General features: G+C 69.5%; 30 protein-coding genes and 3 tRNA genes. 13 read left to right on the top strand and 20 right to left on the bottom strand.

From position 1 onward, the window contains the following. Positions 1 to 46: 46 nt before the first annotated feature. The 11 genes from panC to hpt all read right to left on the bottom strand — a co-directional run bounded on the left by panC (position 47) and on the right by hpt (position 9,505). Positions 47 to 910, bottom strand: a complete 864-nt coding sequence (gene panC, locus FLP10_RS12145) for a pantoate--beta-alanine ligase (protein ID WP_149161098.1) — start codon at positions 908 to 910, stop codon at positions 47 to 49. After that, a complete protein-coding gene (locus FLP10_RS12140; protein ID WP_149161097.1) occupies positions 907 to 1,680 on the bottom strand; it encodes a Rossmann-like and DUF2520 domain-containing protein in 774 nt (257 codons plus the stop codon). The genes panC and FLP10_RS12140 overlap by 4 nt, the downstream gene beginning before the upstream one ends. Further along, positions 1,673 to 3,487: a PH domain-containing protein gene (locus FLP10_RS12135; protein WP_149161096.1), complete on the bottom strand. Its 1,815-nt coding sequence runs from the start codon at positions 3,485 to 3,487 to the stop codon at positions 1,673 to 1,675. Before FLP10_RS12135 ends, FLP10_RS12140 begins: the two co-directional genes overlap by 8 nt. Then, positions 3,484 to 4,086 carry a PH domain-containing protein gene (locus FLP10_RS12130; RefSeq protein ID WP_149161095.1) on the bottom strand — a complete coding sequence of 201 codons (603 nt, stop codon included), beginning with the start codon at positions 4,084 to 4,086 and terminating at the stop codon, positions 3,484 to 3,486. The genes FLP10_RS12135 and FLP10_RS12130 overlap by 4 nt, the downstream gene beginning before the upstream one ends. Next, the gene (locus FLP10_RS12125) at positions 4,079 to 4,552 is read right to left on the bottom strand and encodes a DUF3180 domain-containing protein (protein ID WP_149161094.1); all 474 of its coding nucleotides are present in this window, start codon (positions 4,550 to 4,552) and stop codon (positions 4,079 to 4,081) included. The genes FLP10_RS12130 and FLP10_RS12125 overlap by 8 nt, the downstream gene beginning before the upstream one ends. Beyond that, on the bottom strand, positions 4,549 to 5,043 hold the full coding sequence (gene folK, locus FLP10_RS12120) for a 2-amino-4-hydroxy-6-hydroxymethyldihydropteridine diphosphokinase (RefSeq protein WP_149161093.1): 495 nt from the start codon (positions 5,041 to 5,043) through the stop codon (positions 4,549 to 4,551). The genes FLP10_RS12125 and folK overlap by 4 nt, the downstream gene beginning before the upstream one ends. Next, positions 5,040 to 5,411, bottom strand: a complete 372-nt coding sequence (folB, locus tag FLP10_RS12115) for a dihydroneopterin aldolase (protein ID WP_246150015.1) — start codon at positions 5,409 to 5,411, stop codon at positions 5,040 to 5,042. The genes folK and folB overlap by 4 nt, the downstream gene beginning before the upstream one ends. Further along, positions 5,404 to 6,258: a dihydropteroate synthase gene (gene folP / locus FLP10_RS12110; protein WP_210418396.1), complete on the bottom strand. Its 855-nt coding sequence runs from the start codon at positions 6,256 to 6,258 to the stop codon at positions 5,404 to 5,406. Before folP ends, folB begins: the two co-directional genes overlap by 8 nt. Beyond that, on the bottom strand, positions 6,251 to 6,850 hold the full coding sequence (folE, locus tag FLP10_RS12105; protein WP_149162240.1) for a GTP cyclohydrolase I: 600 nt from the start codon (positions 6,848 to 6,850) through the stop codon (positions 6,251 to 6,253). The genes folP and folE overlap by 8 nt, the downstream gene beginning before the upstream one ends. 8 nt (positions 6,851 to 6,858) lie before the next feature. Beyond that, positions 6,859 to 8,877 carry an ATP-dependent zinc metalloprotease FtsH gene (gene ftsH / locus FLP10_RS12100; RefSeq protein WP_149161091.1) on the bottom strand — a complete coding sequence of 673 codons (2,019 nt, stop codon included), beginning with the start codon at positions 8,875 to 8,877 and terminating at the stop codon, positions 6,859 to 6,861. Positions 8,878 to 8,953: 76 nt separating this feature from the next. Next, positions 8,954 to 9,505 (bottom strand): hypoxanthine phosphoribosyltransferase, encoded by a 552-nt coding sequence (hpt, locus tag FLP10_RS12095; RefSeq protein ID WP_149161090.1) that lies wholly within the window; start codon positions 9,503 to 9,505, stop codon positions 8,954 to 8,956. A gap of 170 nt (positions 9,506 to 9,675) precedes the next feature. Here hpt and FLP10_RS12090 point away from each other — a divergent pair, with 170 nt between their 5' ends. Further along, positions 9,676 to 10,083 (top strand): hypothetical protein, encoded by a 408-nt coding sequence (locus FLP10_RS12090; RefSeq protein ID WP_149161089.1) that lies wholly within the window; start codon positions 9,676 to 9,678, stop codon positions 10,081 to 10,083. A 106-nt stretch (positions 10,084 to 10,189) separates the two neighbouring features. Beyond that, positions 10,190 to 10,534, top strand: coding sequence for a hypothetical protein (locus tag FLP10_RS12085; protein ID WP_149161088.1), 345 nt, complete (start codon positions 10,190 to 10,192; stop codon positions 10,532 to 10,534). Positions 10,535 to 10,560: 26 nt separating this feature from the next. Here the strand turns inward: FLP10_RS12085 and tilS are convergent, their stop codons facing one another. Beyond that, positions 10,561 to 11,736, bottom strand: coding sequence for a tRNA lysidine(34) synthetase TilS (gene tilS, locus FLP10_RS12080; protein WP_149161087.1), 1,176 nt, complete (start codon positions 11,734 to 11,736; stop codon positions 10,561 to 10,563). An 81-nt stretch (positions 11,737 to 11,817) separates the two neighbouring features. Here tilS and ppa point away from each other — a divergent pair, with 81 nt between their 5' ends. Then, positions 11,818 to 12,312, top strand: coding sequence for an inorganic diphosphatase (gene ppa / locus FLP10_RS12075; RefSeq protein WP_149161086.1), 495 nt, complete (start codon positions 11,818 to 11,820; stop codon positions 12,310 to 12,312). A gap of 317 nt (positions 12,313 to 12,629) precedes the next feature. On the opposite strand, the gene FLP10_RS12070 is transcribed toward ppa, so the two are convergent. Both FLP10_RS12070 and FLP10_RS12065 read right to left on the bottom strand, forming a co-directional pair. Next, complete coding sequence (locus FLP10_RS12070; RefSeq protein WP_168209190.1) at positions 12,630 to 13,916, bottom strand: C40 family peptidase; 1,287 nt, start codon at positions 13,914 to 13,916, stop codon at positions 12,630 to 12,632. A gap of 85 nt (positions 13,917 to 14,001) precedes the next feature. Further along, the gene (locus FLP10_RS12065; RefSeq protein WP_246150014.1) at positions 14,002 to 15,366 is read right to left on the bottom strand and encodes a M23 family metallopeptidase; all 1,365 of its coding nucleotides are present in this window, start codon (positions 15,364 to 15,366) and stop codon (positions 14,002 to 14,004) included. Positions 15,367 to 15,744: 378 nt separating this feature from the next. Here FLP10_RS12065 and FLP10_RS12060 point away from each other — a divergent pair. The 3 genes from FLP10_RS12060 (at position 15,745) to FLP10_RS12050 (ending at position 16,095) form a co-directional block, all read left to right on the top strand. Next, positions 15,745 to 15,817 (top strand) — tRNA-Glu (locus tag FLP10_RS12060). 38 nt (positions 15,818 to 15,855) lie between these two features. Next, positions 15,856 to 15,929 (top strand) — tRNA-Asp (locus FLP10_RS12055). A gap of 93 nt (positions 15,930 to 16,022) precedes the next feature. After that, positions 16,023 to 16,095 (top strand) — tRNA-Phe (locus FLP10_RS12050). 37 nt (positions 16,096 to 16,132) lie between these two features. Here the strand turns inward: FLP10_RS12050 and FLP10_RS12045 are convergent. Together FLP10_RS12045 and FLP10_RS12040 are read right to left on the bottom strand one after the other, a co-directional pair. After that, positions 16,133 to 17,431 (bottom strand): tyrosine-type recombinase/integrase, encoded by a 1,299-nt coding sequence (locus tag FLP10_RS12045; protein ID WP_149161084.1) that lies wholly within the window; start codon positions 17,429 to 17,431, stop codon positions 16,133 to 16,135. Further along, complete coding sequence (locus FLP10_RS12040) at positions 17,431 to 17,628, bottom strand: XRE family transcriptional regulator (protein WP_127794348.1); 198 nt, start codon at positions 17,626 to 17,628, stop codon at positions 17,431 to 17,433. Before FLP10_RS12040 ends, FLP10_RS12045 begins: the two co-directional genes overlap by 1 nt. A gap of 138 nt (positions 17,629 to 17,766) precedes the next feature. On the opposite strand from FLP10_RS12040, the gene FLP10_RS12035 reads away from it, so the two are divergent. The 3 genes from FLP10_RS12035 (at position 17,767) to FLP10_RS12025 (ending at position 20,117) form a co-directional block, all read left to right on the top strand. After that, a complete protein-coding gene (locus FLP10_RS12035) occupies positions 17,767 to 18,480 on the top strand; it encodes a hypothetical protein (RefSeq protein WP_149161083.1) in 714 nt (237 codons plus the stop codon). Between the two features lie 222 nt (positions 18,481 to 18,702). Next, positions 18,703 to 19,014 carry a hypothetical protein gene (locus FLP10_RS12030; RefSeq protein WP_149161082.1) on the top strand — a complete coding sequence of 104 codons (312 nt, stop codon included), beginning with the start codon at positions 18,703 to 18,705 and terminating at the stop codon, positions 19,012 to 19,014. After that, positions 19,011 to 20,117: an ImmA/IrrE family metallo-endopeptidase gene (locus tag FLP10_RS12025; RefSeq protein ID WP_149161081.1), complete on the top strand. Its 1,107-nt coding sequence runs from the start codon at positions 19,011 to 19,013 to the stop codon at positions 20,115 to 20,117. The genes FLP10_RS12030 and FLP10_RS12025 overlap by 4 nt, the downstream gene beginning before the upstream one ends. Here FLP10_RS12025 and FLP10_RS12020 read toward each other — a convergent pair. Both FLP10_RS12020 and FLP10_RS12015 read right to left on the bottom strand, forming a co-directional pair. Then, positions 20,101 to 21,033: an alpha-glutamyl/putrescinyl thymine pyrophosphorylase clade 3 protein gene (locus FLP10_RS12020; protein ID WP_149161080.1), complete on the bottom strand. Its 933-nt coding sequence runs from the start codon at positions 21,031 to 21,033 to the stop codon at positions 20,101 to 20,103. The genes FLP10_RS12025 and FLP10_RS12020 overlap by 17 nt on opposite strands. Further along, complete coding sequence (locus tag FLP10_RS12015; RefSeq protein ID WP_149161079.1) at positions 21,034 to 21,978, bottom strand: thymidylate synthase; 945 nt, start codon at positions 21,976 to 21,978, stop codon at positions 21,034 to 21,036. A gap of 93 nt (positions 21,979 to 22,071) precedes the next feature. Here FLP10_RS12015 and FLP10_RS12010 point away from each other — a divergent pair, with 93 nt between their 5' ends. After that, on the top strand, positions 22,072 to 22,485 hold the full coding sequence (locus FLP10_RS12010; protein ID WP_149161078.1) for a (deoxy)nucleoside triphosphate pyrophosphohydrolase: 414 nt from the start codon (positions 22,072 to 22,074) through the stop codon (positions 22,483 to 22,485). A gap of 42 nt (positions 22,486 to 22,527) precedes the next feature. Here the strand turns inward: FLP10_RS12010 and FLP10_RS12005 are convergent, their stop codons facing one another. Beyond that, the gene (locus FLP10_RS12005) at positions 22,528 to 23,583 is read right to left on the bottom strand and encodes a DUF5996 family protein (RefSeq protein ID WP_149161077.1); all 1,056 of its coding nucleotides are present in this window, start codon (positions 23,581 to 23,583) and stop codon (positions 22,528 to 22,530) included. A gap of 129 nt (positions 23,584 to 23,712) precedes the next feature. Between FLP10_RS12005 and FLP10_RS12000 the strand changes: the two genes are divergently transcribed. From FLP10_RS12000 to FLP10_RS11990, 3 genes are all read left to right on the top strand, one after another. Further along, a complete protein-coding gene (locus FLP10_RS12000; RefSeq protein ID WP_149161076.1) occupies positions 23,713 to 24,759 on the top strand; it encodes a hypothetical protein in 1,047 nt (348 codons plus the stop codon). Further along, a complete protein-coding gene (locus FLP10_RS11995; RefSeq protein ID WP_149161075.1) occupies positions 24,756 to 25,136 on the top strand; it encodes a GntR family transcriptional regulator in 381 nt (126 codons plus the stop codon). Before FLP10_RS12000 ends, FLP10_RS11995 begins: the two co-directional genes overlap by 4 nt. Before the next feature lie 222 nt (positions 25,137 to 25,358). Next, on the top strand, positions 25,359 to 26,051 hold the full coding sequence (locus tag FLP10_RS11990; RefSeq protein WP_168209189.1) for a DNA alkylation repair protein: 693 nt from the start codon (positions 25,359 to 25,361) through the stop codon (positions 26,049 to 26,051). A gap of 71 nt (positions 26,052 to 26,122) precedes the next feature. Here the strand turns inward: FLP10_RS11990 and FLP10_RS11985 are convergent, their stop codons facing one another. Next, positions 26,123 to 26,983 (bottom strand): sulfurtransferase, encoded by an 861-nt coding sequence (locus tag FLP10_RS11985; RefSeq protein ID WP_149161073.1) that lies wholly within the window; start codon positions 26,981 to 26,983, stop codon positions 26,123 to 26,125. Positions 26,984 to 26,999: the final 16 nt, after the last annotated feature.

Here is a 26,999-nt window from a genome sequence, read left to right as displayed (position 1 = left end):
CACCCGCCCGGCCGCGCGCTCAGCCGGCACCCGCCCGGCCGCGCGCTCAGCCCAGCGTGATCGCCGAGTTGTCGATGAGGCGGGTGGTGCCCACACGCGCGGCGACGACGACGATCGCGCGCCCGGTCGCGTCGTCGGCGACGGGCAGGAACGTCTCGGGGTCGACGATCACCAGGTAGTCGGGCTGCACGTCGTGCGCGCCGAAGGCCGCGTCGGCCTCGGCGAGTGCTTCGGCGACGCCGTCGGCGGCGGCGCGCTCGGCGGCGCGGAGCGACTCCGACAGCGCGAGTGCGGCGCGGCGGTCGTCGGCCGAGAGGTAGCGGTTGCGACTCGAGAGGGCCAGCCCGTCGGCCTCGCGCACGGTCGGCACGATCTCGATGCGCAACGGCAGGTCGAGGTCGCGCACCATGCGCTCGACGAGGAACACCTGCTGCGCATCCTTCTGCCCGAACACGGCGACGTCGGGCTGGGCGATATGGAACAGCTTCGACACCACGGTGAGCATGCCGTCGAAGTGCCCCGGGCGCGACGCGCCCTCGTAGAGCGCACCGACCTCGCCGGCGGTCACCAGCGTCGAGACCGGCCCGGTCGGGTACATCTCGGCCGCGCTCGGCGCGAACACCAGCTCGACGCCCAGCCGCTCGAGCGCGGCGACGTCGGCGTCGAGCGTGCGCGGGTAGCGGTCGAGGTCTTCACCGGCGCCGAACTGCAGCGGGTTGACGAAGATCGAGACCACGACGACGTCGGCGAGCTCGTGGGCGCGGCGCACGAGCGCGAAGTGGCCGTCGTGCAGCGCGCCCATGGTGGGCACGAGGGCGACGGATGCTCCGCCGGCACGTCGCTCGGCGAGGATGCCACGCAGTGCGGAGATGGTGTCGACGATGCGGGTCGCGACGGCGGGCGTGGTCACCGGGTACCTCCTGGCGGCCGGTCGGTTCCGGCCTCATCGATGCTACCCGCATCGTCTGGAAGCGGCCCGACCTCGGGCAGCGGTCCGCCGTCATGGCGGGCGAGCGCGTTCTCAACCGTGCTGCGCACGAGTGGCGCGAGCACCGCGCCCGGCCGGGCCACGCCGATCCCGCCGAGGATGCCGCTGGCCTGGTCGACGATCGCGGTCGAGAACGACACCGCGGTCTCGATCGCCTCGGCGTAGGCAGGCCGGTCGGCCTCGGCGACGACGAACGGCTCGCCGCCCATCTCGACGACGAGCGCTTGGGCGATCGGCAGCACGGGTGCCGGCGCGGTGACCGCGAACCAGGTGCCGACGAGTCGCGCCACGTCGATCGTGGTGCCGGTGAAGCTCATCGCGGGGTGCACGGCGAGCGGAATCGCCCCCGCACGGCGCGCGGGCTCGAGCACGTCGGTTCCGTAGCCCGCCGCGGTGTGCAGCACGAGCTGCCCCGGCTGCCACACGCCGGCGGCGGCGAGCCCCGCGACGAGCTGTTCGAGTTCGTCGGCGGGGATGGCGAGCAACACCAGCTCGCTGCGCTCGACCACGTCGGGCACCGCAAGCACCGGCACGCCGGGAAGCATCGCGTCGGCACGGTCGCGGCTGCGTTCGGACACCGCCGCGACGCCGGTGATCGCGTGCCCCGCGCCGCCCAGCGCCGCGGCGAGCACCGCGCCGACCCGGCCGGCGCCGATCGCGCCGACGCCCAGACGCCCCGCCCGCTCAGGCACCCGAGACTCCCGCCTCGCCGACCGCGGCCTCGCCGGCGCCGGCCTCGCCGACCCCGGCCTCGCCGACCCCGGCCTCGCCGACCTCCGCCTCAGACGATCGCGCAGGGTCGGCGGCTCCGATCGCCGCGAGGCCCCAGTGGTGCGAGGTGTCGCCGGCAGCCCGCACGATCGCCTCGCCCGCCAGGTGCGCCCACGCGCGCTCGGCCGCCACGGCGTCGAGCACGGGCACCCGCGGCGTGATCGGGCCCATCACGGTGTGCAGCCGAATCGTCGCGAGGCGCAGCATCCGTCGCAGCGGTCCGTCGCTCACCGCAACCGACTGCAGCCGTGCGAGCGGCACCAGCACAAGGCTGCGCGAGAGCACGCCGCGACGCAGCGCCGCGACCCCCTCGCGCTCGGCCCAGCCGATGCGCCGCCACGAGAACGGGTGCAGCCAGGCTGCGCGGCGCGGCGCGGGCTCGAAGCCGCCGTCGTCGCCGCGCCCGGTGAGCCCTGCGGGCACGAGCGCGTCGAGCGCGCCCGGCTCGCCCGGCAGCATGAGCGCCAGCACCCGACGCACGTCGTCGGCGGTGCCGACCGGCAGCACGATGGTGCGAGTCTGCGACTCGGCGTTCGCACTGATCGACTGCCCGGCGAGGTTGACGCGCACGCTCCACCAGCCGAACGGTCGCCACAGGATCCACTGCGACGCCTCGATCGCGTGCACGCGCCCCGGCGGAATGGTTCGGTTCGCCGTCGACAGCAGGCCGTGCCCGATGCGTACGCCGTCGGGCGTTCCGGCGATCGAGTACCGCAGCGACTTCGTGATCTGCGACCAGGCGTAGCTGGCCAGGCCGATCACGCCCGGCACGATCGAGAACCAGATCCAGAACCAGCCGTTGATCGTGCCGGCGACGATGAGCGCGATCATGAGGATGAGCCAGATCGTCCATCCGCCGAGCAGGGTCGAGCCGATCACCCGCCCGATCGGCAGGTGCACGACCGACTCGGGCGGGGCGAGGGCGGGGTCGAGCTCGGGGGCCAGGAACTCGTCGACACGCCGGTTGAGCAGGTCGGCCGTGCGCGATCGGGCGGATGCCTCGGTGCCCGCGTGCCCCGCGGCATCCGTCGTGGCATCCGCATCGGCCGCTGCGCTCAGCCCGGCCGCGGCGCCCGGCCCTGCCGCACCCGGGCCGCGCGCGCCGCCCGCGCCCGCCGCCGCGCGCGCGGCGCGCGCACCCGACGAGAGCCGCAGGATGTCGGCGCGCAGCCCGTCGGCGAGCGCCGAGCCGAGATACGCCAGCTGCACGTTGCCCGACTGCCCGGCGACCGACACGTCGAGCTTCGCCGCGCCGAACAGCCGCGCGAACAGCGGCCGGGTCACGTTGATGCCCTGGATGCGGTCGAGTCGCGCGCTGCGGTGCGATCGGAACAGGATGCCGCTGCGCACCTCGACCGCCTCGTCGGTGATGCGGAACGAGTGGAACCGCCACGACAGCCAGAACCCCGCGATGATCGCGACGAGCACGACCACGAGCCCCAGCAGCGCCCACCCGAGCCATCCGTGCGACACGATGCCGCCGATCGGGTCGTTCGCCCAGTCGTTGCGCCAATCGCCGAACCCGGTGTCGAACGCGTCGTCGGCGTCGGGCGAGAAGACCGGGATGAGGAATTCGGCGAGCCGCTCGCGGAGGTTCGCGATCACGATGCCGAGCACCGCGAGGAACGCGAGGCCGCCGCGCAGCAGCGGGCTGGCCGGGTGCAGCCGATGCCACTCGCCGTCGGCGAGGCCCGTCGACGCGCGCGCGATGCCCGTCTCGCCGGTCACAGTCCGGCCCGGCGCGACTCGGCGAGCTCGACGAGGTGGTCGCGCAGCCGGTCGGCCTCGTCGGCCGGCAGACCGGGCACGGTCACCGCGGTCGCGGCGGCCGCGGTGACGAACTTCAGATCGGCGAGGCCGAGCGCGCGGGCGACCGGCCCCCGGGTGATGTCGACGAGCTGCATGCGGCCGTACGGCACCGCCACCTGCCGGTGGAACATGATGCCGCGGCGGAACAGCAGGTCGTCTTCGCGCAGCCGGTAGCCGATCGAGCGCACCCGGCGGGGCTCGAACGCGATGCCCACGATCGCCACGACGGCCAGCGCGAGCGCCGCCCACAGCCCCCATGCCCAACCGAGCACGCTCCACATGACGAGCAGCGCCGCGACCGCGATGACGGTGCCGATGAGCGAGCCGATCACCTCGACGACGATGTACTTCGGCGAGACGCGTCGCCAGTCGGCGTCGACGTGGTCGAGCGCGTCGGCCGGCGCCTCGGCCGGCGCCTCGGCCGGCGCCTCGGTGGCGGCGCGCTCGGGCAGGGCGCGTTCGGGCAGGGCCGGCTCGGATGCCTCGGGCTCGACGTCGTGCTCGGGCGCATCAGGCATTCGCGTGGGTCTCCTTCTGGGCTTCGGGGTCGTCGGGCGGGAGGGTGCAGCACCACTCGGCGACCAGGCCGCCCGCGAGCAGGAGTGCGGCTCCGGCGGCGGTCGCGACGGCGAGCCAGACGTTGCCGAGGCCCGGCACCACCACCCGAGTGAGCAGGAACAGCGCGATGCCGCCGGCGACGCCGATCACGAGCGCGCCGCTCACGCTGCACGCCTTGGCCAGCGCGGCGACCCGCATCGCGTGGAACGGATCGATGCGGCGCTTCGACGTGCCCTTCACCGCACGCCGGATCGGCCAGGCGACGAGCACGACGATGACGCCGATGCCGGCGAGCGTGACGGCGAGGGAGATGGGCGGCACGAGCGCGGGGCGGCCGGCCGTGACGATGCTGAGATCGAGCAGGTAGCCCGCGACGAGTCCGCCGAGGGCGAAGGCGACGAGGGTCGACGGATGGGTGCGCTTCATCGCCGCACCACCTCGTCGTCGGCCTGCGCACGCAGCACGGCGATCGGCCCCCGGCCGGCGAGCACCGCGTCGGGCTCGACGTCGAGCCACGGCTGCAGCACGAACGCGCGCTGCCAGGCTCGCGGGTGCGGCAGCGTGAGCCGCTCGTCGTCGACCTGGAGCCCGTCGACGTCGATCAGGTCGAGGTCGAGCGTACGATCGCCCCAGCGTTCAGCGTCGGGGCTGCGGTCGCGACCGTGCGCGGCCTCAATCTCGAGCAGTCGCTCGAGCAGCACGAGCGGTGCGAGCTCGACCTCGAGCACGACCACGCCGTTCAGGTACCCGGGCGCCTCGTGGTCGACCCCGTCGAGCTTGATCGCCGCCGACTCGTACACCGGCGACACGGCGACCAGCCGCACGCCCGGAGTGTCGGCGAGCTCGCGCACCGCTCGATCGATCGTCGCCTCGCGGTCGCCGAGGTTCGCGCCGTACGCCACCACCGCGCGGCTCATGCGCGCCCCCGCACGACGGTGACCGAGACATCCTCGAACGGAACGCCGATGGGCGCGCCCGGCTTGTGCACCGTGACCTCGACCTGCTGCACCGCGTCGTGGGCGAGCACGACCGCGGCGACGCGCTCGGCAACCGTCTCGATCAGGTCGACCGGGTCGCGCCGCACCGCGGCGACGACCTCCTCGGCGAGCACGCCGTAGTGCACGGTCTCGCCCAGCGCGTCGCCGGCCGCAGCCGGCGCGAGATCGACGAAGGCGACCACGTCGACGACGAACTCCTGCCCGTCGCGCCGCTCGAAGTCGAAGACCCCGTGGTGGGCGTGCACGCGCAGCCCGGTGAGGGTGATGCGATCGCGCAGGTCAGCCACGTCGACCACTCTGCCATGCACCGAGCACGTCGAGCGCTCGTCTCGTGGCGACCACATCGTGCACGCGCACCGCCCACGCGCCCTGCTGCGCCGCGAGCACGCTGATCACCGCGGTGGGCAGGTCGCGTTCGTCGATGGATGCCTCGTCGGGAAGCATCGCGCCCAGGAACCGCTTGCGCGACGCGCCGACGAGCACCGGGAACCCGAGCGCCTGCAGTTCGTCGAGCCGGCCGAGGAGTTGCCAGTTCTGGTCGCCGCGCTTGGCGAACCCGAGGCCCGGGTCGAGCACGATGCGCCCGGGATCGACCCCGGCTGCGACCAGCGCGTCGACGCGGACAGCGAGCTCGTCGCGCACCTCGCGGGCGACGTCGTCGTACTCGGCGAGCCGGTCCATGCGGTCGGAGTGCCCACGCCAGTGCATGGCGACGTACGTCGCGCCCGACGCTGCCGCGATCTCGGCCATCGCCGCGTCGGCCAGGCCGGCGGACACGTCGTTGATGATCGAGGCCCCCGCCTCGACGGCGGCCGCGGCGGTCGCAGCGCGCATCGTGTCGACGCTGACCCGTATGCTCCGGCCCGCGAGTTCGCGGATGACCGGCACCACCCGGCGCAACTCCTCGTCGGGGTCGACGCGGGCCGCGCCCGGACGCGTCGACTCGCCGCCGACGTCGACGAGGTCGGCGCCCTGCTCGACGAGCTCGAGCCCGTGCGCGATCGCGGCGTCGGCGTCGAACCACCGGCCGCCGTCGCTGAACGAGTCGGGGGTGACGTTCACCACGCCCATCACGAGCATCGGCGTGCCCGCCGCCGACGCGGGCGCCGCGGCATCCGGCGCTGGCTCACTCATCTGCGGAGCCCGCGCCGATGAGTGCGATGATCTCGGCCCTCGCGGCCGGCTCCGAGAGCGCACCGCGGCTCGCGACGGTGACCGTCGAGCTGTGCTGCTGCCGCGCGCCCCGGGTCGTCACGCAGCGGTGCTGCGCGTCGAGCACCACGAGCACCCCGCGCGCGCCGAGACCCGCCTGCAGGGTGTCGGCGATCTCCTCCGTCAGGCGTTCCTGCAGCTGCGGCCGGCGGGCGAGCGTGTCGACGACCGCCGGGATCCGCCCGAGCCCCACCACCCGGTCGCCCGGCACGTAGGCGACATGCGCACGCCCCACGAACGGCAGCAGATGATGCTCGCACACCGAACGGAAGTCGAGATCGCGCAGCACCACCGCCTCGCCCGTGGCTGCAGCGCCGCCGTCGTTCTCGCCGACGGGCACGCTCTCGGCGAGGTGACTCAGCGGGTCGATCGCCAAACCGCCGAAGAAGTCGGCGTAGGCCTCGCCGACACGCTCGGGCGTGCGCTCGAGCCCCGGGCGATCGGGATCCTCGCCGATCGCGAGCAGGATCTCGCGAACGGCCCGTGCGATGCGCTCGACGTCGACGTCGGCCATGCCATCGGTCACGCCGTGGCCGGTCGCGGCTTCTGCCGCGGCGAGCGCGCCGGCGTCTTCTGCTCGGTGGGGGTGTCGCCCGAGTCGACGCCGCCGTCGACCATGCCGCCGTCGATCGGCAGCTTGTCGGCCGGGAACGTGATCGGCGGCACATCCGAGACCGGGCGCTTGTCGCTCGAGAGCCACAGCGGGCGCTCGGGCAACTTCTTCACGTCCTTGAAGATCTCGGCGATCTGGTTGTGGTCGAGGGTCTCCTGTTCGAGGAGCTCGGCGGCCAGCTTGTCGAGGATGTCGCGGTTGTCGTTGAGCACCTGCCAGGCCTCGTCGTGCGCCTGCTCGATGAGCGTGCGCACCTCGGCGTCGACCTTCTCGGCGATCTCTTCCGAGTAGTCGCGCTGGTGGCCCATGTCGCGACCGAGGAACACCTCGCCCTGCGACTGGCCGAGCTTGACCGCGCCGACGTTCGCCGACATGCCGTACTCGGTGACCATCTTGCGCGCGGTCGCCGTGGCCTTCTCGATGTCATTCGAGGCGCCCGTCGAGGGGTCGTGGAACACGATCTCCTCAGCGACGCGGCCGCCCATCGCATAGGTGAGCTGGTCGAGCAGCTCGTTGCGGGTGACCGAGTACTTGTCTTCGAGCGGCAGCACCATCGTGTAGCCGAGTGCACGGCCCCGCGGCAGGATCGTGATCTTGGTGACCGGGTCGGTGTAGTTCATCGCCGCCGCAGCGAGGGCGTGGCCGCCCTCGTGGTAGGCGGTGATGAGCTTCTCCTTGTCTTTCATGACCCGCGAGCGGCGCTGGGGGCCCGCGATCACGCGGTCGACGGCCTCGTCGAGGGCGCGATTGTCGATGAGCTGCGCGTTGCTGCGTGCCGTCAGCAGCGCGGCCTCGTTCAGCACGTTCGCCAGGTCGGCGCCGGTGAAGCCCGGCGTCTTGCGCGCGAGCACCTCGAGGTCGACGCCCTTGGCGAGGGGCTTGCCCTTCGAGTGCACCTCGAGGATCTTCTGCCGACCCTTGAGGTCGGGCGCATCGACGCCGATCTGCCGGTCGAAGCGGCCGGGGCGCAGCAGCGCCGGATCGAGGATGTCGGGGCGGTTCGTCGCGGCGATGAGGATCACGTTCGTCTTCGGGTCGAAGCCGTCCATCTCGACGAGCAGCTGGTTCAGGGTCTGCTCGCGTTCGTCGTGCCCGCCGCCGAGGCCGGCGCCGCGGTGACGTCCGACCGCGTCGATCTCGTCGACGAAGATGATGGCCGGCGCGTTCTGTTTGGCCTGGTCGAACAGGTCGCGCACGCGGGACGCGCCGACGCCGACGAACATCTCGACGAAGTCGGAACCCGAGATCGAGTAGAACGGCACGCCCGCCTCACCCGCGACCGCGCGGGCGAGCAGCGTCTTGCCGGTGCCGGGAGGGCCGTACAGCAGCACGCCCTTCGGGATGCGCGCGCCCACGGCCTGGAACTTGGCCGGGTCCTTCAGGAAGTCCTTGATCTCGTGCAGCTCTTCGATCGCCTCGTCGGCGCCGGCGACGTCGTCGAAGGTGACCTTGGGGCTCTCTTTCGAGACGAGCTTCGCGCGCGACTTGCCGAACTGCATGACCCGGTTGCCGCCGCCCTGCATGCCCGAGAGCATGATCCAGAAGAAGAGGCCGATGAGCACGAGGGGCAGCAGGATGCCGAGCATCGAGAGGAACCAGTTCGGCTGCGGCACCTCGTCGTTGAAACCGTCGCTCGGCTTCGCGGCGTCGACCGCCGCGACGACGTCGGCGCCGCGCGGCGTCACGTAGTAGAACTGCACCTGCTTGCCGAACTCGTCGTCGGCCTCTTTCAGCGTGAGGTCGACCCGGTTCTCGCCGTCGACGATCTTGACGGCGGCGACCTTGCCGTCGTCGAGGAACGCGAGGCCCTCCTGGGTGGAGACCTGCTTGAATCCCGACGCGGTGATCAGGCTGGAGCCGATCCAGACCGCGACGATCGCGAGCAGAATGTAGATGATCGGCCCGCGCAGGATCTTCTTCATGTTCATGGTCTTGCAAGGCTACCGTCGCGTACCCGAGCGGCACCTGTCTGTTCGCTGTGGGCTCAGCTGCAGCCGTGACCGCTCAGCTGTAGACGTGCGGCGCGAGGATCGCGACATCCCGCAGGTTGCGATACCGCTCGGCGTAGTCGAGGCCGTACCCGACGACGAACTGGTTCGGGATGTCGAAGCCCACGTATTTCACGTCGACCTCGACCTTGGCGGCATCGGGCTTGCGCAGCAGGGCGCAGATCTCGACCGTCGCGGCACCCCGCGACTCGAGGTTCTCGCGCAGCCAGCTCAGGGTGAGGCCCGAGTCGATGATGTCCTCGGCGATGAGCACGTGCCGACCGGTGAGGTCGGTGTCGAGGTCCTTCAGGATGCGCACGACACCGCTCGACTTCGTGCCGGCACCGTAGCTGGACACGGCCATCCAGTCCATCTGCACGTGACTGCGCAGCTCGCGCGCGAGGTCGGCCATGACCATGACCGCGCCTTTCAGCACGCCGACGAGCAGGATGTCGCGACCCTCGTAGTCGGCCTCGATCCGGCGAGCGAGCTCGGCGAGCTTCGCGTGGACCTCGGCTTCGGTGACGAGCACTTCGGTCAGGTCGGCCTCGATCTCGCGCGCGTCCATTCGCGATCCCTCTCTCTCCAGCGGTCGGATGCCACGAGCCTACGCCGCCCGCAGCATCCGATCTCGGTGCTGCCCCTGATCCGATGCCCTCGTTATCCGGAGGACGCTGTCCGCACAGGTGCTCCCGCACCCGGCACATCCCTCCCACCGACACGCAGAAGGAGCACGACATGCGCATTCCCGACATCCCCATTCAGCATCTCGAGATCGATCCGAAGGTCTTCGACGGCCTGCCCGACATCACGGCGCTGCTGTACGACGAGCCGATCCTGATCGCGAGCGACACCGCCGCCAAGCCGGCGATCACGGCGGTCAACCGCGCGAAGGCGCCCGACATCGGCGTCGCGATCCGCGCGAAGGGCGCGGTGCTCGTCGACGGCCCGCTCATCGTCGACGGAACCGTCACCGCCCTGCGGCTCGGCGGCCAGGCCGCCGCCGAACTCGACGGCCTGCACGCCGACATCGCCGCCGCGCGCTCGGAGCTCGCCGCGCTGCGCTCGGAGCTCGACTCGGTGAAGCGGTTCCTGCGCGACACGTCGCAGCGCTACGGGGCGCACACCTCGGGGTACTTCGTCTGAGCCCGATCTCGGTGCTGTCCCTGATCCGCCGGCCGCGGCATCCGGAGGACGCTGTCCGCACGGGCGAAGGACGCCCGGCGCACCCCGCGCGAAGAAGGAGTGGATCATGTCGGACCCCGTCCCGGTCGACCGCCGCAAGAAGCTGCCGAACCTCGAGCTCAGCGACGACGCCCGCCTCGACCAGTTGGAGCGCTACCTCGACGACCTCAGGCGACTGCACGAGCTGCGCGACTGGGCGACCACGACCGGTCAGACGGTCGCGGATCACGACGACCGCCTGAACGAGCTGACGACCAGACTCGACGAGCTCGTCGCGAAGGTCGACCACGTGGCGTGGGAGCTCCTCGCGGTGAAACGGGTCATCCTGGGGGGTCAGCTGCACAGCGCGGCGAGCTTCTTCGACCCGAACGATCCGATCCCGCCGGCGGACGCCTTCAACCACGACGCCTGATCGGCACCGTCCTGCCCCGCGTCACCTCAGTGGTCGTGGGGCAGGACCTCGGTCGACCCGGTGGTCGAGAGCACGACGTGCGCTCCCGCCCGAGTGGCGCGGACACCGGCCGGCAGATCGATCGGCCCCTGACCGTGCCAGTCGGTCACGAGTCGGGCCACCTCGAGGGTCTGGGTGCGGCTGAGGGCGACCCCGAACTCGCTGTGCACCACGTGCCGGATGACCCGCTGGCGGATCGCCGCCGGGTTGGCGGCGAGCCATCCGGCGCTGATCGCGATGCCCGCCTCGGCGGGCGCGCAGACCTCTTCGATGAACTCGTCGATCTGGTCGTCGAACGCCTGCTCGTCCTCGCGGAGCTGCTCGGCCGTGCGCCCGAGCGCCTCGGCGATGCCGGGGCCGAGCTCAGCCTCGAGCACCGGCAGCACGCGCTCGCGTACGCGCACGCGCGCGTACGCGGAGTCGGAGTTGTGCGGGTCGTCCCACGGGTCGAGCCCCGCGTCGAGGCACGCCTGACGGGTCGTCGCACGGCGGATGCCGAGCAGCGGCCGCGCGTACCGGCCGCTCGCGGGCGCCATGCCCGAAAGGCTCGCCGCCCCCGATCCGCGCGCGAGCCCGAGCAGCACCGTCTCGGCCTGGTCGTCGAGCGTGTGGCCGAGCAGCACGAGGGCCGCCCCCGTCTCGTCGGCGGCCGCATCGAGGGCGGCGTAGCGGGCGGCGCGGGCGGACGCCTCGGGGCCGTCGCCTCCCGCCGCGTCGACGTCGACCCGGCGCACGAGCACGGGATCGAGCCCCAGTTCGCGCGCCTGTGCGGCGGCCCGTGCCGCGACCTCGGCCGAGGCATCCTGCAGTCCGTGGTCGACGATCACCGCGCCGGCGCGCCATCCGCCCCGGGGCGCCTCGAAAGCCGTGGCGGCTGCGAGCGCGAGCGAGTCCGCCCCGCCCGACAGCGCGACGAGCGCGAGCGGCGCGTTGGACGGGGGCGCCGCCGCCGCACCGGTGCGCGACGGAGGAGTCTCGGGCGACACGCCGGGTGCGACCCCCGCGGGTTCGGCGTGTCGGCCCGAATCTCCTACGCCGTGACCCGCGGGCAGGTGGAGGGCGGCCCTCACGGCGCGACGAATGTCGGCGATCGGCGGCGTCAAGCGCGGGCGGCGTGGGCTCGAGGCATCCGCGCGCTGCTCGGAAGGCTGGTCGGAAGGCATCGGGGTAACCTTATTCCGCCGATCGCGCGCCCGTTCCCGGGCGGCCGGCGAGACTTCCACGTTCTGAAGGAGCACATCATCATGGGCGAGTACACCGCCGTCATCGAGATCCCCAAGGGGAGCCGCAACAAGTACGAGGTCGACCACGAGACCGGCCGCGTCTTCCTCGACCGCGTGCTCTACACGACCTTCGTGTACCCGACCGACTACGGCTTCTTCGAGCACACGCTCGGCGACGACGGCGACCCGCTCGACGTGCTCGTGCTGCTCGACTACCCGCTGTTCCCGGGCGTGGGCGTGAAGGTGCGCCCGGTCGGCGTGTTCCACATGACCGACGACGGCGGCGGCGACGCGAAGGTCATCGCGGTGCTCGCCGGCGACCCCCGGTGGAACCACATCCAGGACGTGAACGACATCCCCGAGTACACCCGCAAGGAGATCGAGCACTTCTTCGAGCACTACAAGGACCTCGAGCCCGGCAAGTGGGTCAAGACCGAGGGCTGGGCCGACGCGGCCGAGGCCGAGCGCCTGATCCAGAAGGCGATCGAGGCGTACGTGCCGCCCGCCGGTCACTGACGTCGCGCTTCCCGAGGGGGCGAGCCCGTGCGGCTCGCCCCCTCGGCGTCTCCGCCGGCGCGCCCCACGCCCACGCCGCCGCGGGGACGCTCGTCGTCGCTTCGAGCGCGATCGAACGGCAACACACGTCCCCGGCGCGCCCCACGCCCGCCGCGGGGACGCTCGTCGTCGCTTCGAGCGCGATCAAGCGGCAACACGCGTCCCCGGCGCGCCCCACGCCCGCCGCGGGGACGCTCGTCGTCGCTTCCAGCGCGATCAAGCGGCAACACGCGTCCCCGGCGCGTCGGGTCGGCAGGAGGGCGAGCCGGTGTCGCGGGTCAGGCCGCGGGGCGCGCCGCGGCCGCCGGTGAGCCCCAGATGAAGTAGTCGCGCACTGGCACTCCCTCGCGCGGCGCCTCGAGGATGCGCCCGCCGCCGAGGTAGATCGCGACGTGGTAGTAGTCGCCTCCGCCTCCCCAGAACAGCAGGTCGCCGCGCTGGATCTGCCCGAGCGGCACCGCCTTGCCCTGCCCCGCGAGGGTGCGGTACTGCGCGGTCGCACTGTGCGGCCCGATCCAGATGCCCGCCGACCCGTACGCCTGCATCGTGAGGCCCGAGCAGTCCCACACGTCGGGTCCGGCGCCGCCGAGCACGTACGGCTCGCCGAGTTGGGCGCTCGCGTAGGCGATCGCCGCCTCCACGGCCGATCCGTCGGGCGGCGCGGGCGCCGGGTCGGGCGCAGGGGCGGGGCCGGATGCTCCGCCCGACGTCGGCGGATTCGCGGCCTGCTCGGCGGCTGCAGCTGCCGCTGCCGCCTCCGCTGCCGCCGCTGCCGCGGCTGCCTCCGCCTGCTCACGCGCGATGCCCTCGGCACGCTGCCGCTCGAGGTCGGCGGTGGTGTCCTTCAACGAGGCGAGCTGGGCGTACAACTCGGTCGAACGACGCGCGGCCTCCGCCACCGCGGCGGCCGCGGCATCCGCCGCCGCGCGTGCCTCGGTGGCGCGCTGCTCGGCCGCCGCCGCGAGCCGTTTGCGCTCGGACGCAGCGCGGTCGGCCTGCCTGCGCAGCGACTCGGCACTGTTGCGGTCGGCCGTCGCCTGCTCTGAGATCGTCTGCGACCGGGAGCCGAGCTGGGCCGCCATGCCGAGCTGCTGCAGCAGTTCCTCTGGATCGCCCGAGAAGGCCAGCTCGGCGCCGAGATCGGTGCCCGCCGAGCGCGCCAGGTGGGCGGCGAGCAGCCCCGCTCTCATGCGCGAGATCTCGGCGACGGCCTCGGCCTCGCCCGCCCGCTTGGCGAGCACGCGTTCGCGTTCGACCTGCGCGTCCCGCGCGATCACGGCATTGCGCCATGCCTCGTCGGCGATCTGCGAGGCCTGGATCGCGGCATCCGCCTGCTGTTGCAACCCGGCCAACAGCTCACCCAGCCGGGCGATCTCGGCCTGCTTGGTCTGCTCGTTCTGCTTGGCCTGCTCGATCTCGGCCCACGACGGGTAGTCGTCGGCCACGGCGGGCCCAGCACCGCCGACGACCGCGACCGACGCGGTCACCGCGCCGATCGCGACGGTCGAGAAGACCGTCGCCGGCTTCACCCGCGACACGGGTCGAGTTCGATTCGGTTCGGTCATCGCCGATCCCCCTTCCGGCGAACGGATGCGCGAGGCATCCGCCATGGATCTTGCTGGTGTGGACGCTGGATCCGAGGCCCCCACCTCAGAAGTAGATGCCCCGATCGGCCATGAACGAGATCGGGTTGATGCGGCCGCCGCCCTCCCACACCTCGAAGTGCAGGTGGCACCCCGTCGACGCCCCCGTGGTGCCGGAGGAGGCGATGTTCTGCCCCGCGTCGACCCACTGCCCGACACCCACGAACGTGCCGCCGGGGCGGATGTGCGCGTACCCCGTCCAGATGCCGCCGCCGTGGTCGATCTGCACGTAGTTGCCGTACGTGCCCGACCAGCCCGCGAACCGGACGATGCCGCTGTTCGCCGCATAGATGGGTGCGGAGCATCCGGTGCCCAGATCGACCGCGTAGTGGAACGAACCCGAGCAGCCCCCTCCCGAGCAGATCGAGCCGCGCGCGCCGTACCCGGATGTGATGTAACCACCGGCCGGTCGCGCCCAACCCGAGCTCGCGACCACGCCGGGCGAACCCGAGCGCATCGCCTCCTCCATTCGGCGGCGCTCCTCCTCCTTGCGGATGCGCTCGCCCTCTTCGTACGCGGCGGTCGTCTTGGCCTCGGTGTCCTGCAGGAACTTCAGCTGCTGGTCGAGTTCGATCTTCTTCTGCTGCGACTCGGCGAGCGCCGCCTCGGCGGCCGCCTGCGCTTCGAGCGCGGCCTGCAGGGCCTCTTCGGCGGCGATGCGCAGCTGCTCGCGCTCGCCGCGAGCGACCTCGGCCTGAGCGCCCAGCGATCGCGCGGTGTTCGACTTCTCTTGCGCACGACGGTAGACCGTCGACGTGCGCTCGACCATCTTGTCCATGTTGCCGAGCCGACTCAGCAGCTCGTCGGTCGCCTTCGCGTCGCCCTGATCGAGCACCAGGTTCATCGTGAGGTCGTTGCCGCCCGTGCGGTAGAGCTGCGCCGCGACCTGCCCCGCGTTGCGCTTGGCGGTGTCGGCCTCGGCGGCCGACGCGTCGGCCTGGGCCTGGATCTCGTCGGCCCGCCGCACCGCATCGTCGTACTTCTGCTGCGCGACGATGAGCTCGTCGGTGCGCCGCTCCGCCTCGGCGCGCGTCGCCGCGACGTTCTGCTCGAGCTGCACGAGCAGCGCCTTGATCTGCTCGACTGCGGCCGCGGCCGCGGCGGTATTCGCTTTCGCCGCCTGCAGTTCGTCCCACGTCGGGTAGGTCGCCGCGTGCGCCGGCGGCGCGGCCGGCTGCAGGATGGGCAGCGTGATCGCGAGCGCGACGATCGCAAGGGCGGCGACGGTCCGGCGGGCAGAGCCGGGGCGGATGCCGCGGAGCCGGCGTTCGCCGTGGGGCCGGCGTTCGCCGTGGGGCCGGCGTTCGCCGTAGGGCCGCGCCGCGTCGTGCCGCGCGCCGGTGCGCGGGCGGAACAAAGCGGTTCGGTCCATGGTTCCCCGTCCGCGCGGAAGTCCCCCGCGCCTCGTGTCGTGCAGGCGGTCGCTGCCCACGATAGGCACGGGCGTCGCGTGATCCGGGCATTCGCGTCGCGCGTGGCGCGAACGGTGCCGCCCGCAGCATCCACCGCGACTGCTCGCTCGGCGCGGCGCGCGCGACCCCCTCGATTCGCACCAATCTCCGATCGAGTGGGCAGAGAACGCGCGAAGCCGGGTGCGAACTGCGCGTGCTCTCCCCGCTCGATTCACTCGGGCGAGGAGCGGTCGGGTGCGGAAATGCGCGGGTCGCGGCATCCGGTCGCCCTCGTTTTGGAATCTCGTCTCGTTACCCGTATGCTTTTCTCTCGGTGGTTCTGCCAGGCAAGAACCTCCGGCCCCATCGTTTAGCGGCCTAGGACACCGCCCTTTCACGGCGGCAGCACGGGTTCGAATCCCGTTGGGGTCACGCCGAACGGTGAGTACAATTGAATAGCTTCTTTACGAGGCCCTGTGGCGCAGTTGGTTAGCGTGCCGCCCTGTCACGGCGGAGGTCGCGGGTTCAAGTCCCGTCAGGGTCGCTCAGGCGACAAGCCCTTTCCCTTGGTTGAGAGAAGGGGCTTTCTCCTTATCGAGGCATCTTTCTCGTGCAGTTCTGCGAAGCGGATGCCCCGGGCTCTGTAGCTCAGTTGGTAGAGCGTTCGACTGAAAATCGAAAGGTCACCGGATCGATGCCGGTCGGAGCCACAGTCAAAACCCCCGGTTCACCGGGGGTTTTTTCGTGTTAGCGGGACATTCCGCGAGGCCGTCGGTGAGGCTGTGCCATTAATGTGCCATTAACGGTTCGCCTGGTTCGGCGTTGTGCCATTTCTGGTTCTGGGCCGGCGGTCTTCGCGGTGCGCTTGTCGGCGTTCCGGCCGATACTTCTGTCGGTGCTCTTGCCCGTGCTTTCGTCGGCTCGCTTGAGCGCATCGTTCAACGCGGCGCCGGCTCGGATCGCGACGCCTTCCCGAGCGCGTGAGTAGCGCTCGGTGACCTGCAGGCTCGAGTGTCCGAGGGTCGCCTGCACGTCGGGCGCGGTGGCGCCGGCGTCGAACAGGATCGTCGCGAACGTGTGCCGCAGGTCGTGGATGCGCAGGTCGGGTCGGCCGATCACCTCGCGCAGCGCCTCCCAGCCCACCGCGCGGCGGGCGTTGTGGTTGGTAAGTCGCCCGCCGTCGGGTCCGTCGAACAGCAGGTCGCTCCCCCGCTTGCCCCGCGCGGCGGCTTCGGCGTACGGACGCAGCGCGTCGATCAGCGGGACATCCCGTGACTTGTGGCTCTTGGGCGACTGCTCGATGAGCTCGCCGCGCATGCCCGGGCTCAGCGAGCGGCTGACGCGGATGACGCCGCGCCCGAAGTCGACGTCGCCGACGCGCAGTGCCGTCGCCTCCCCCGCGCGCATGCCCGTGTAGACGAGGGCGGCGAAGTAGCGGCGGTAGACGCCGTCGGGAATGAGGTCGAGCAAGGTGGCGATTTGCTCGAGCGTGAGCGCACGCGACACCGGCGAGATCGACTCGCGCATGCTCGGCCGCTTCACCTCGCGGGCCGGATTGTAGTCGATGAACCGCGAACGGCGAGCACCGTCGAGCAGTCGGGAGAGCACCGCGAGTGCGTCGTTCTTGGCGGATGCCCCGCCCGACCAGGCAACCATCGCCGACTCGATCATGGGCGAGGTGATCTCATCGAGCCGGTGCCGGCCGAGACTCGGCTTCACGCGGAGCCGCCAGGCAACGCCGTAGCTGCGCGCCGTCGCCGGGCGGATCGACGACTCGATCGCAGGCCAGTACGTGTCGTACCACTGGTCGAGCGTCATCGACCCGTTCGGGTTGCGGCCGGCCACCATCTTCGCGAGCTCGCGTTTGGCCTCGGCGAGGGTGAGGAAGGTGCGCGAGCGCTCGGCGGCGCCACCTTCGACGCTCGGGGCGACGACGCGGATCTGGTAGCGCTGGCGGTCGGCGCGCCAGCGGATGCCCTCGGGCAGCGGCCGGCCCGTGCGCGGATCGACGCGCGACGGGGTGTCTTTCGTCGGCCGCCCAGCCATCAGTGTTCCGTTCCACCCCGCGCGAGCAGCTCGTCGATCGTGTCGGCACTCCAGAGCAGGTGCTTGCCCATGCGCGCGTCGGGCTCGGGGATAAGCCCGTCGTGGCGCAGCTTGTCGAAGCTCGAGACCGGGATGCGACAACGCTCGGCCGCCTCTACTCGGCTCAGATACTCGACCCTCCACGCGGTGTCGGCCATAACGCTCCCCCTCGACTCATCGGCCGCCGGCTGGCATCTCGTGCATGCCGACCCACGCGCGGCTATTTGCAAGTACCTGAGATTATCACCGCACATGGGTTTCGGCAAGTATCTGAGTTGTGTGGCTAGACTCGTGCCATGGACCTACCCGAGTCCCCCTGGTGGGCGGACCAGTCTCGAGACGGACTCCTCGTCGCAGACGACCTCCCCGAAGAGTGGTACCTGCATCTCCACTTCCCGGGCGACCGAGGTGACGACCCGTCGCTCGAGATCGACGAACTGCTCGGCTACGACCGGTGGATGACCGCGCCGAATGAGCAGTACCGCGTTTCCGTGGCCGACCAGAACGAGACGATCGACGGCCGCTGGCGATGGATCGAACACATTCCGACGCACACACGCGTGATGATCCGCCTGCAGCGCCAGACGTTCGCCGTACCGGAGGAAGTGCGCATCACCGGTGTCATCTACCTTCCTTGGCGAGGCGGCCAACCGATCACCAGCCAACTCCTCCGCGAGTTGCCGACCGCCCGCATCGAGGCCGCGATCAACAAGCGGCTGTTCGCGATGAAGCGCACCGAGACGAGATCCGGCGGCAAGATCGTGCTGCCGTCAGGCCACAAGATCAGCGAGCGCGACCTGCTCAACCCGATCGGCGACCCGAAGAAGACGCCCGACTTCTACGAGCTGGTCGCCCTGCAGCACGGCCAGCTCTCCCGGAAGAACGACAGGAACCCGAGCGCGACGATGTCGGAGATCAACGGCGTCGCCCTGTCGACTGCCCAGGGTTGGATCACGAAGGCCCGCGACCGAGGGCTCCTGCCGCCCGGGAGGCGCGGACGCGCCGGCTAGCGAGACGAAACATTTCCAGATTCATGAGACGCAGGGACTAACTTGGGTCGCTTCCTCGATGTCGGTCGCGTGCAGACTCCTGCCCACGCGACACGACCCTGGCTCAATACGCTTTTATCCAGCAAATTTGGATACGCCGGTAGTGTTTCGGGCACGGCGTTCGGCATCAGGGGCGTAGCTCAACCAGCTCCTTCACCATCTGGGACAGGCCCTACATTGGAATTGAGCTTTCGCACTCGGCACCTTCGCGAGTTTTGTATCCATCCGCAGGTCGACGCACTTGGGCCGGATGATGTAATTGACCTCCAGGCACGCCTTGCCGAGCTGCTGGCTGCTGACACCTTGGGCGAGATCCCGATCGGCGTTAAGGTGTTCCCGGAGGATCCGGCGAAGGTGTGTGTCGAAATCAATGAGCGGTGGCACCTTCTGGCACGGTTGATGCAACTTCAGAGCAACGGGGCCACTGACGATGGGGTGGGCCTGGATCAGTATCGAATCCGCTTGGATGAGCTCAAGCCCACGGAGGAAGCGTGACTACTGCCGTTAGCACCTTCGAACCACGTTGGGCCTCGACGCCAGGCGACTCCATCCGGGCGATCTTGGAGCGGCGCGGCTGGACAGCAGACGACCTTGCAGATGAGCTCGGAATCGGCGACCCTGCAACTCGTCGCCTGATCCAAGGTGAAACGGAAATATCCGAGGATCTCGCTTCGAAGCTTGCAGCGTGCTTGGGAGGCTCGGCCAAGTTCTGGCTGACCCGCGAGCGACAGTATCGCGAGAGCCTGTTCTGGCTGTCTGCCGACCAACTCGCTCAGCAGATGCCGATCGCCCAAATGGTGCAGTTGGGCTGGATCGCGAAGAGCGAGTCTTGGCGCGAACAAGCGAAGCTGGGTCTTGAGTTCCTCGACGTTGAGAATGCCGAGGAGGGCGCAGCCCTCGTAGCACAGGCGAGTAGCAACACTCACTATCGCGCGTCAGACACGTTCTCCTCAGATGCTGTCACCCTTGCGGTCTGGCTCAGGAAAGCGCAGCTTGAAGCAGCTCAACTCGATGTCGCCGATTGGTCGGCGCAGGAGTTGCGGGCCCAGCTAGACAAGATTCGAGCGCTCACGAAAGAAGCCGATCCAGCGGTGTTCGTGCCAGCACTTCAGAGGATCGCGGGCCGCGCTGGCGTGGCAGTCGTGGTCGTCCGCCCTCCAAAGGGAGCTGCTCTGAGCGGAGCAGCGCTCACAGGAATGGGCGGCCGACGCATAATCGCACTGACCGCCAGACATCTAAGCGATGATCATTTCTGGTTCACGGTGTTTCACGAGATCGCACACCTCCTCCTACATGGTGCAGAGGAGACCTTCATCGACGACTTTGGTGTTGGTGCAGATGCCGCTGGTAGTGCTGCGATCGAAGAGGAAGCGGATAGCTTCGCGCGGGATGCTTTGGTGCCGCGCGGCACCGGGCAGCTCCACGGACTCACCGGGCGCGGTCCCACTAAACGTGACGTACTTCGACTGGCTTCCCGAGCGGGGGTCGCTCCGGGCATAGTCATCGGTCAGCTTCAGCATGCTGGCGTGCTCCAGTTCAACCAGCTCAATACTCTAAAGCGACGCTATAAGTGGGATGGATCTAGCCTGAGAACCTGAGGTACTTGCTCGGGCTCTTCTGCCAATTGCATACGGCATCCTCCATTACATCGGGCGGAAGTCCGGTCAAGTTTGAGAATTCGCGCAACGCCTCCTGCGCTTGCCGCGCACTCAGGCTGTGGGTGCCTTCTTCTTCGAGCAGAAGTCGAGCACCTGCGAGAGGGCCAGTGGCTCCCACAAGATACGAATGCGGTGGCGCAATATCAGCGAGCCCCAGTTTCTTCAGCGTCATGAGGTAGTCAAATCGACCGATGCGCCCCAGCCGTTTGACGTCGCCGAGCGACTTGTACATAGCCTCAAATCGCGACTCTGGTGTCGCTGCATCAAAGGTGGAAAGCCTGGCCTCGTGATCATCACCGGCGTCATGCACCCAATTGATGTAGCTTTCGAAAGCCTCACCTGTTCCAGTCGGCGTCCAAGCCTTCAGGCTTTCATACTTGCGATGGTTGCCGAACCCGTGGGGGCCTGGGGATCGTCGCAGCTCCTCCTGGTGGTCGTCGAGCCAGAATCTGAAAGACGTGATGTCATTCGACGTACGCTCCCATGTCCAGGGCTCGGCTCCAAGTGCCCCGTAGACGTCTCGAACGTAGCGCCAGCCTGCTCTGCGGTGTCGGCCAAAATGCACGAAAAGATAAGCCAGCCAGATGGCCTCGTCGAGATCTCCTCGGTCCCGATGGATGATCGATGCTTTGACGGGGTCGAACGCATCGTCATGCGGGTCACCGCTCGCGGCGCTCAATGGGCGCGACTGGAGCAAGCCAAAGTAGCGAACCCGCTGCTCCGAATCGATGATCTGCTCGATCAACGCTTCCCTATGTTCGGGTTCAGATATCCCGGGCAATGGTCCGACCTGGGCTTCATATAGATCGATCGCGGCTGAGATTCGCCGCGCATCTTCAACGTAGTTTCGTCGCACTCAGTGCTTATCCAATCGTGCATGCTTATCAGTGATGTAGATGGCGTAGAACTCGTCGTCCAGACTCTCTCGAATACGGACAAAGTCAGACTCGGACGTTGCACGGTGCGCGAGCAGCAACCTTCCGAGGTCGTCCCAGTATGGATGCGTGCCGAAATCTGCAGGCCCGGGAGCTTTCGAGTCTCCACTCCTAATCTGCTCTTCAACGCCGAGCAGCCATCGCAAGCCACCTTCGGGATCCTCTTTAGGCATCGCCGGCATGGGCTTCAGGTGGTGCCAACCTTCTTCTAAAAACTCGGTGGCCGCAGCAGCGTCCGAATCGTACAGATGAAGACTCCCGACGAAATGCATGTAGGTCCCAACCTCGGTGCCGAGGCACCTTGCGACCACTTCTTGAATCATCGTGAATGCAAAGACATCGTGGGGCAATCCACGGTACGCATCATTGGAGCGCATCGTGACGGCCAGGTGCAGCGCTTGGTCACGGAGAAAGAACTGGAGCGTTGTGGTGCATGGAATGTCCTTCTGATTCGACAGGTCCGAATGCTCGAACAGTTGGATTACGGCCTGGCGGCTGTCTTGCTTGCTACGCAGCCGCTTTACTACCTCCATCAGGCGTTGACCATCTCCGAACAACCGAGGCCCGTACGCGCCCTCCACCCTGCCCGCAACCGCAAACCTCTCGTACATCGGGATGTAGTGGACGATCGGAGCAACCTCATCCGTCCCCGATAGGTACCAGAGCCACTCCCCGAGAGCGCTAAAGATCGGGCTGCGCCGCTGACTTCGGCTAAGTCGAGCAAGCGGGTTTCGTAGCTCGATTGCCGCGCCGAGCTGCTCAAGTGCGGACCCTTTGCTCGGCGCGATCTGCTTACCTGACTCGAGGAGGTGTTTAAACACCACCTGCAGGACGTCGTCGAGCGAGTCCTCCTCGACCAGTAGCATTCCGGCGCCTCCTTCCTTCCGGAGCTTAGAGCAGCATCAACCCTTCGCGAGCTTGAACACGGCCCAGCAGGCTCGCGTGTCTAGAGTGGCTTCATGGCAGCCGCCCACAACGAACTACAAGTCGTGGCCGCAATAATCATGCGCGAGCATGAGGTTCTTGCTTGCCGTCGGAACCCCGACAAAACCTTCGGTGGGAAATGGGAGTTCCCTGGCGGCAAACTCGAGCCTGGCGAGTCGCTCCGCGAGGCGCTTGTCCGCGAGATACACGAAGAGCTCGACGTTTTGATTGAGGTCGGCGACGAACTAACAAGTGACGTCACGACCACCGATGGGCTGGTAATCAAGCTCACCTGCTTTCGGGCGTCGCTAAAGGCGAGAGCACCAGAGCGAAGTACCGATCACGACGCCTTGACTTGGGTTTCGATTTCATCCCTGCCCGGACTCGACTGGGCCCCAGCTGATTGGCCAGCCGTCCGCGTACTGCAGTCAACGGAAGCCGCAAACTAGATTTCGGCAAGCCGCCGAGTTGCCGAACCGAATCCGAACTCTTCAGAGCGTTACTACCTTGTATTCGCAGTTCCCGCGACGCACCGCGCGGAACGAAACGATCTCGCCCGCAGAGAACGACCAATGCAACACCCGGAGTGAATGGACGTATGCTACCGTAGGTAGTTGCAAGAACCTGAGGTAGCTCGGAGGAAGGCGATGCGTGGTGGAGTGATCCTGTACCGGGGTTCCGGGGCCGACGCGCGCCGATACCTCGAGTCCGATCGCTCCCGCGCCGACGACTACTACCTCGAAGGCGGCACGGCACTGGCCGAGTTCTCCGTCGTCGACGGCAACGGAGACCTGATCGGCGAAGGCGCACTCACTCCAGGCCAGTACGCGCAATGGGTCGACTGGATCAACCCGCTCACCGGCGAATCGATGGGCACGCCCGGCCCAGAATCCTGCGGCCGCGTTCTCACGGGACTCGGCCTCCTCCATCACCCAGGGCGGGCAGTTCGGCGGGGCGACACGAGGCGGCGGTGCGAGCCGGCCCGAGAAGCGCGTGCTCGAGAGGTCCATGGATCCCCAGAACAGCTGCACGGGGCTCGCCTTGCCGGCGAACCCGGCACGCCAGCGGGCGAACACCCGCTCGACCCGCAGCAGCTGCTGCCAGAACGTGTGCGCGGCGGAGGCGTCGTAGGCGCGATCAGAGGTGTCCTCGGCGAACGGGATCGCCGGAGACACCTCGTTGGGTCGTGCCGAGATCGTGCACGGCACCCCGAGTCGGGCGCACGCCTGTGTCACGTGCGCGAAGAAGTCGGCGACCGATCGCGGGCGCAAGGCGATTGTTTCGGTGCTGCCATCGCCAGTCCGCAGCACCAGCACCTGGTCGACGAAGTCGAACTCCGCATCGAACGGCCGGTCGAGCGCGTGCATGAGCCGGGTGCGCAGACCGCGGGCACTCACTTCATAGGCGACGTTCCACCAGTGGTTGACGAGCACCGTCGACGCCAGCTCGACCTTGCCGACGACCTGCAACCAGAGGTGCAGTGTTTCGCGCGTGGCGGTCCAGTCGTCGACCCTCAGCGCCGGCCAGGCAGCGACATCGGCATCCATGTGGCGAGGCTACTCCGCGACGCCTGCGCGTCGGCTACCGCTCATCCATCGGGTGGATTTGTACTCGCGCAGTGGCACAAGTTGTGTTAGACATATGACACAACAGCCCAGATCGATCGGATGCCTCGTATGCCCTACGACAGGATCGCCTCGCTCAGCCCATTCGACTTCTTGACCTTCGCGTTCTCGTTGCCACTGTTCTCCCTCGTGGTCGCGGCAGTCGTGACCGGGATCGTGCTCATCGTCGCCCGGGCGCGCGAGGATCGCCGGCAGCGCACGCCGATGACATCGCTCGCCGTGGAGTCGGTCGCGGTGGGCTACCGGCGCGAGCACCTCGCGGTGGGTATCGGGGCGATCTTGGTGATCGTCGGGTTCGCGATTGAGAACGTGGTGCGCGGGTACATGCTGAACTTGGTCGACATCGTCGAGTGGTGGCAGTACGCCACTCCGGTGTTCGTCGCGACCCTCTCCCTCACCGTCGCGCTCGTCCTCATCGTGTTCCGGGGCTCCGCTCCGCCGGAACAGCCGGTCTTGTCGGTCGCCCGTCGCACGTGGACCACGTTCATCCCGAGGGCTGGTCTTCTCGGCGCATCGGTGACCCTTGCTGTTCTCCTCACGACGACCATCGCGGCCGGCATGGCGTCGTCCGCGGATGATCGCGGCCGATACATCTACGTCGAGATCGCCGTCCCGAACGAGGAGGCAATCGGTCCGCTCCGGCCCTGGTTCTACGGGTGGTCGTTCGGGGTACCGGTCCTCGTCTGCGCGGCCGCGCTGGTCGTGGTGGCGTGGGCAACGCTGCGAGCGAACGCGATCCGGTCGTTCCGGCGCCCCGAGACCGTGAGTGCCGAGCAGGCGGCTCGGGTTCAGATCGCGTCGGGAGTCGTCCGCATCGCGACGGGCGGGATGCTGCTCGCACTCGCCGGCGCCTGGCGGTTCATCGGCCGGTCGGGCAGTTTCTCGCAGCTGACCGTCGGGGATGCGCAGGGCGAAACCTACGAGGCGTCATGGCGGTACTCGGAGTTCGCCGCCGCGGGCGGTCTGCTGGCCCCGGCCCTCGAGATCACCGCATTCATCCTCCTTCTGCTCGTTGCGAGTCGCATCGGGCGCTCGACGTCGCGACACCGAACGGCGGCCCCTGTCGAACACCTCCCCAACCCCGAGGCCGTGCGATGACCGCCCAATCGATCGTGCCCCCGGTCGATGAGACGAGCCCGATGCTCGGCATCTACCGCCAGTTCCGCGGCCTCATCGTCTCGGGGCAGCTCGGCGCGGGCGAACGGCTGCCCACCGTTCGCCAGACCGCCAGCGATCTCGGCGTCGCGCCCGGCACCGCAGCCAAGGCGTACAAGATGCTCGAACGCGACGGACTCGTCGTGACCCGCACCGCCGCAGGAACCCGCGTCGCCGCCGAGGCCGCGGTACTGCCGGGCGCGGTCGTGCGACGCATCCGCGAACTCATCGCCGAGGCCGAGGCCGCCGACGCGAACCCCGAGGACGTCATCGATGTGCTCCGCCTCGCATGGCAGTCAGCGCGCACGCCCACCGCCTGAGGCAGCCTCGGGGCAGATCGGTCATGCGGGATGCGTCCACCTCGCGGTTCCCGGCGCGACCGCACGACGGGCAGGACTCACGGCACGTACGGCTGCGACCAGAAATCGGCACGAATGCTCAGAAGCCGCGCCCCGGGTTCGGCCCAGAGAGCGACCAACCGAGGCGATGTTCGGGGTGCCGGCTCCTCGACAGCACCGCTGCCCCCGGCCATGATCGACCACATGGCGTCGTCCACCGCATCGGCCGCTAGCGGCCCGCCCACCGCCGCCTCGGTGCGGCGGCAGCTCGAGGCATCCGTCTCGCTCGCCGAGCGCGAGAGGACGATGAAGCGCATGGCGGATGCCTCGATTCCCGTGCTGGGGGTGCGCATGGGCACCGTGTTCGAGATCGCGAAGGCGAACGTCGGGATGCCGCTCGACGAGGTCGACCGGATGCTCGACGACGATACCTACGAGGTGCGGGTCGCCGCGGTGAGCGTCCTCGACTTCAGGGCACGGCAGCGGCGCACGACCGACGCCGACCGGCGGGCGATGTTCGAGCTGTGGATGCGGCGGCTCGACCGCATCGACACGTGGGACCTCATCGACCGCGCGGCACCGCGCGTGATCGGCTGGTACCTGCTCGACAAGCCGCGCGACCCGCTGTTCGCGCTCGCGCGCGACGACGAGTGGTGGCATCGTCGCACGGCGATCACCGCGGCGTTCTGGATCATCCGCGCCCGCGACCTCGATGACCCGCTCGCATTGTGCGAGCTGCTCGCCGACGACCCCGTGCACTTCGTGCAGACGAACGTCGGCGTGGCCTTGCGCGAGATCGGCCGGGTCGACCCGGGGCGGCTCGAGGACTTCCTCGCGCGGCGGGGCGACGACCTCAGCGCGCACGCGCGTCGCACGGCACGTTCGGCGCTCGGCTGAGGCATCCGGCCATGCGCTGCGCCGCGGGATACGCCGCCGGACGCGGCGCCGATCCTGACAGCCGGCGCTGATCAGCCCGCGTCGGGCCCGGTGGCGACCGGCCGGTCGGGGTGGTTCGACCATTGCGACCACGATCCGGGGTAGAGCGCGGGCTCGTACCCGGCGAGCTCGAGTGCGAGACCCGTGGTGGCCGCGCTCACGCCCGATCCGCAGTACGCGCCGACGGGCGCGTCGTCCTGTACGCCGAGCGCCTCGAATCGTGCGCGCAGCTCGTCGGCGTCGAGGAACCGCCCGTCGGCGTCGAGCACGCTCGCGGCCGGAGCGTTGCGGGCGCCGGGGATGTGCCCGGCACGCGGGTCCATCGGCTCGACCTCGCCCCGATAGCGTTCGGGCGCTCGCGCGTCGAGCAGCGTGCCACCCGACGGCAGCGCCGCCGCCTCGCCGATCGAGAGCACCGGCAGGGCGCCGTACTCGAGCTCGATGTCGCCCGGTTCGGGTGCGACCGGTTCGCCGGTTTCGACCGGAAGGCCCGCGGCGACCCAGCCGCGGTATCCGCCGTCGAGCAGTCGCACGTCGGACACGCCGGCGTAGCGCAGCAGCCACCGCGCTCGCGACGCCGGCATCTGGGCCGCGTCGTCGTACGCCACAACCGGTCGGCCTCGGCGGAGTCCCCAGCGCCGCGCCGCGTGCTGCAGCACCTCGACCGTCGGCAGCGGGTGCCGCCCGTCGACCGGCGCGCCGTGCGAGGCGAGCTCGTGGTCGAGATCGACGTAGACGGCGCCGGGCAGGTGCCCCGCGAGATACTCGGGGCGCCCGTCGGGCCGATCGAGCCGCCACCGCACGTCGAGGACGAGCGGCGGGTTCGGCCCGGACAGCAACGCGGCGAGGTCACGCGGGTCGACGAGCAGGGCGGAGCGGTCGGGGCGGGGCATGGCCCGACCCTATCGC

The organism is Agromyces intestinalis, from assembly GCF_008365295.1.
Taxonomy (GTDB): domain Bacteria; phylum Actinomycetota; class Actinomycetes; order Actinomycetales; family Microbacteriaceae; genus Agromyces; species Agromyces intestinalis.
This window is presented reverse-complemented; position numbering and strand designations above follow the sequence as displayed.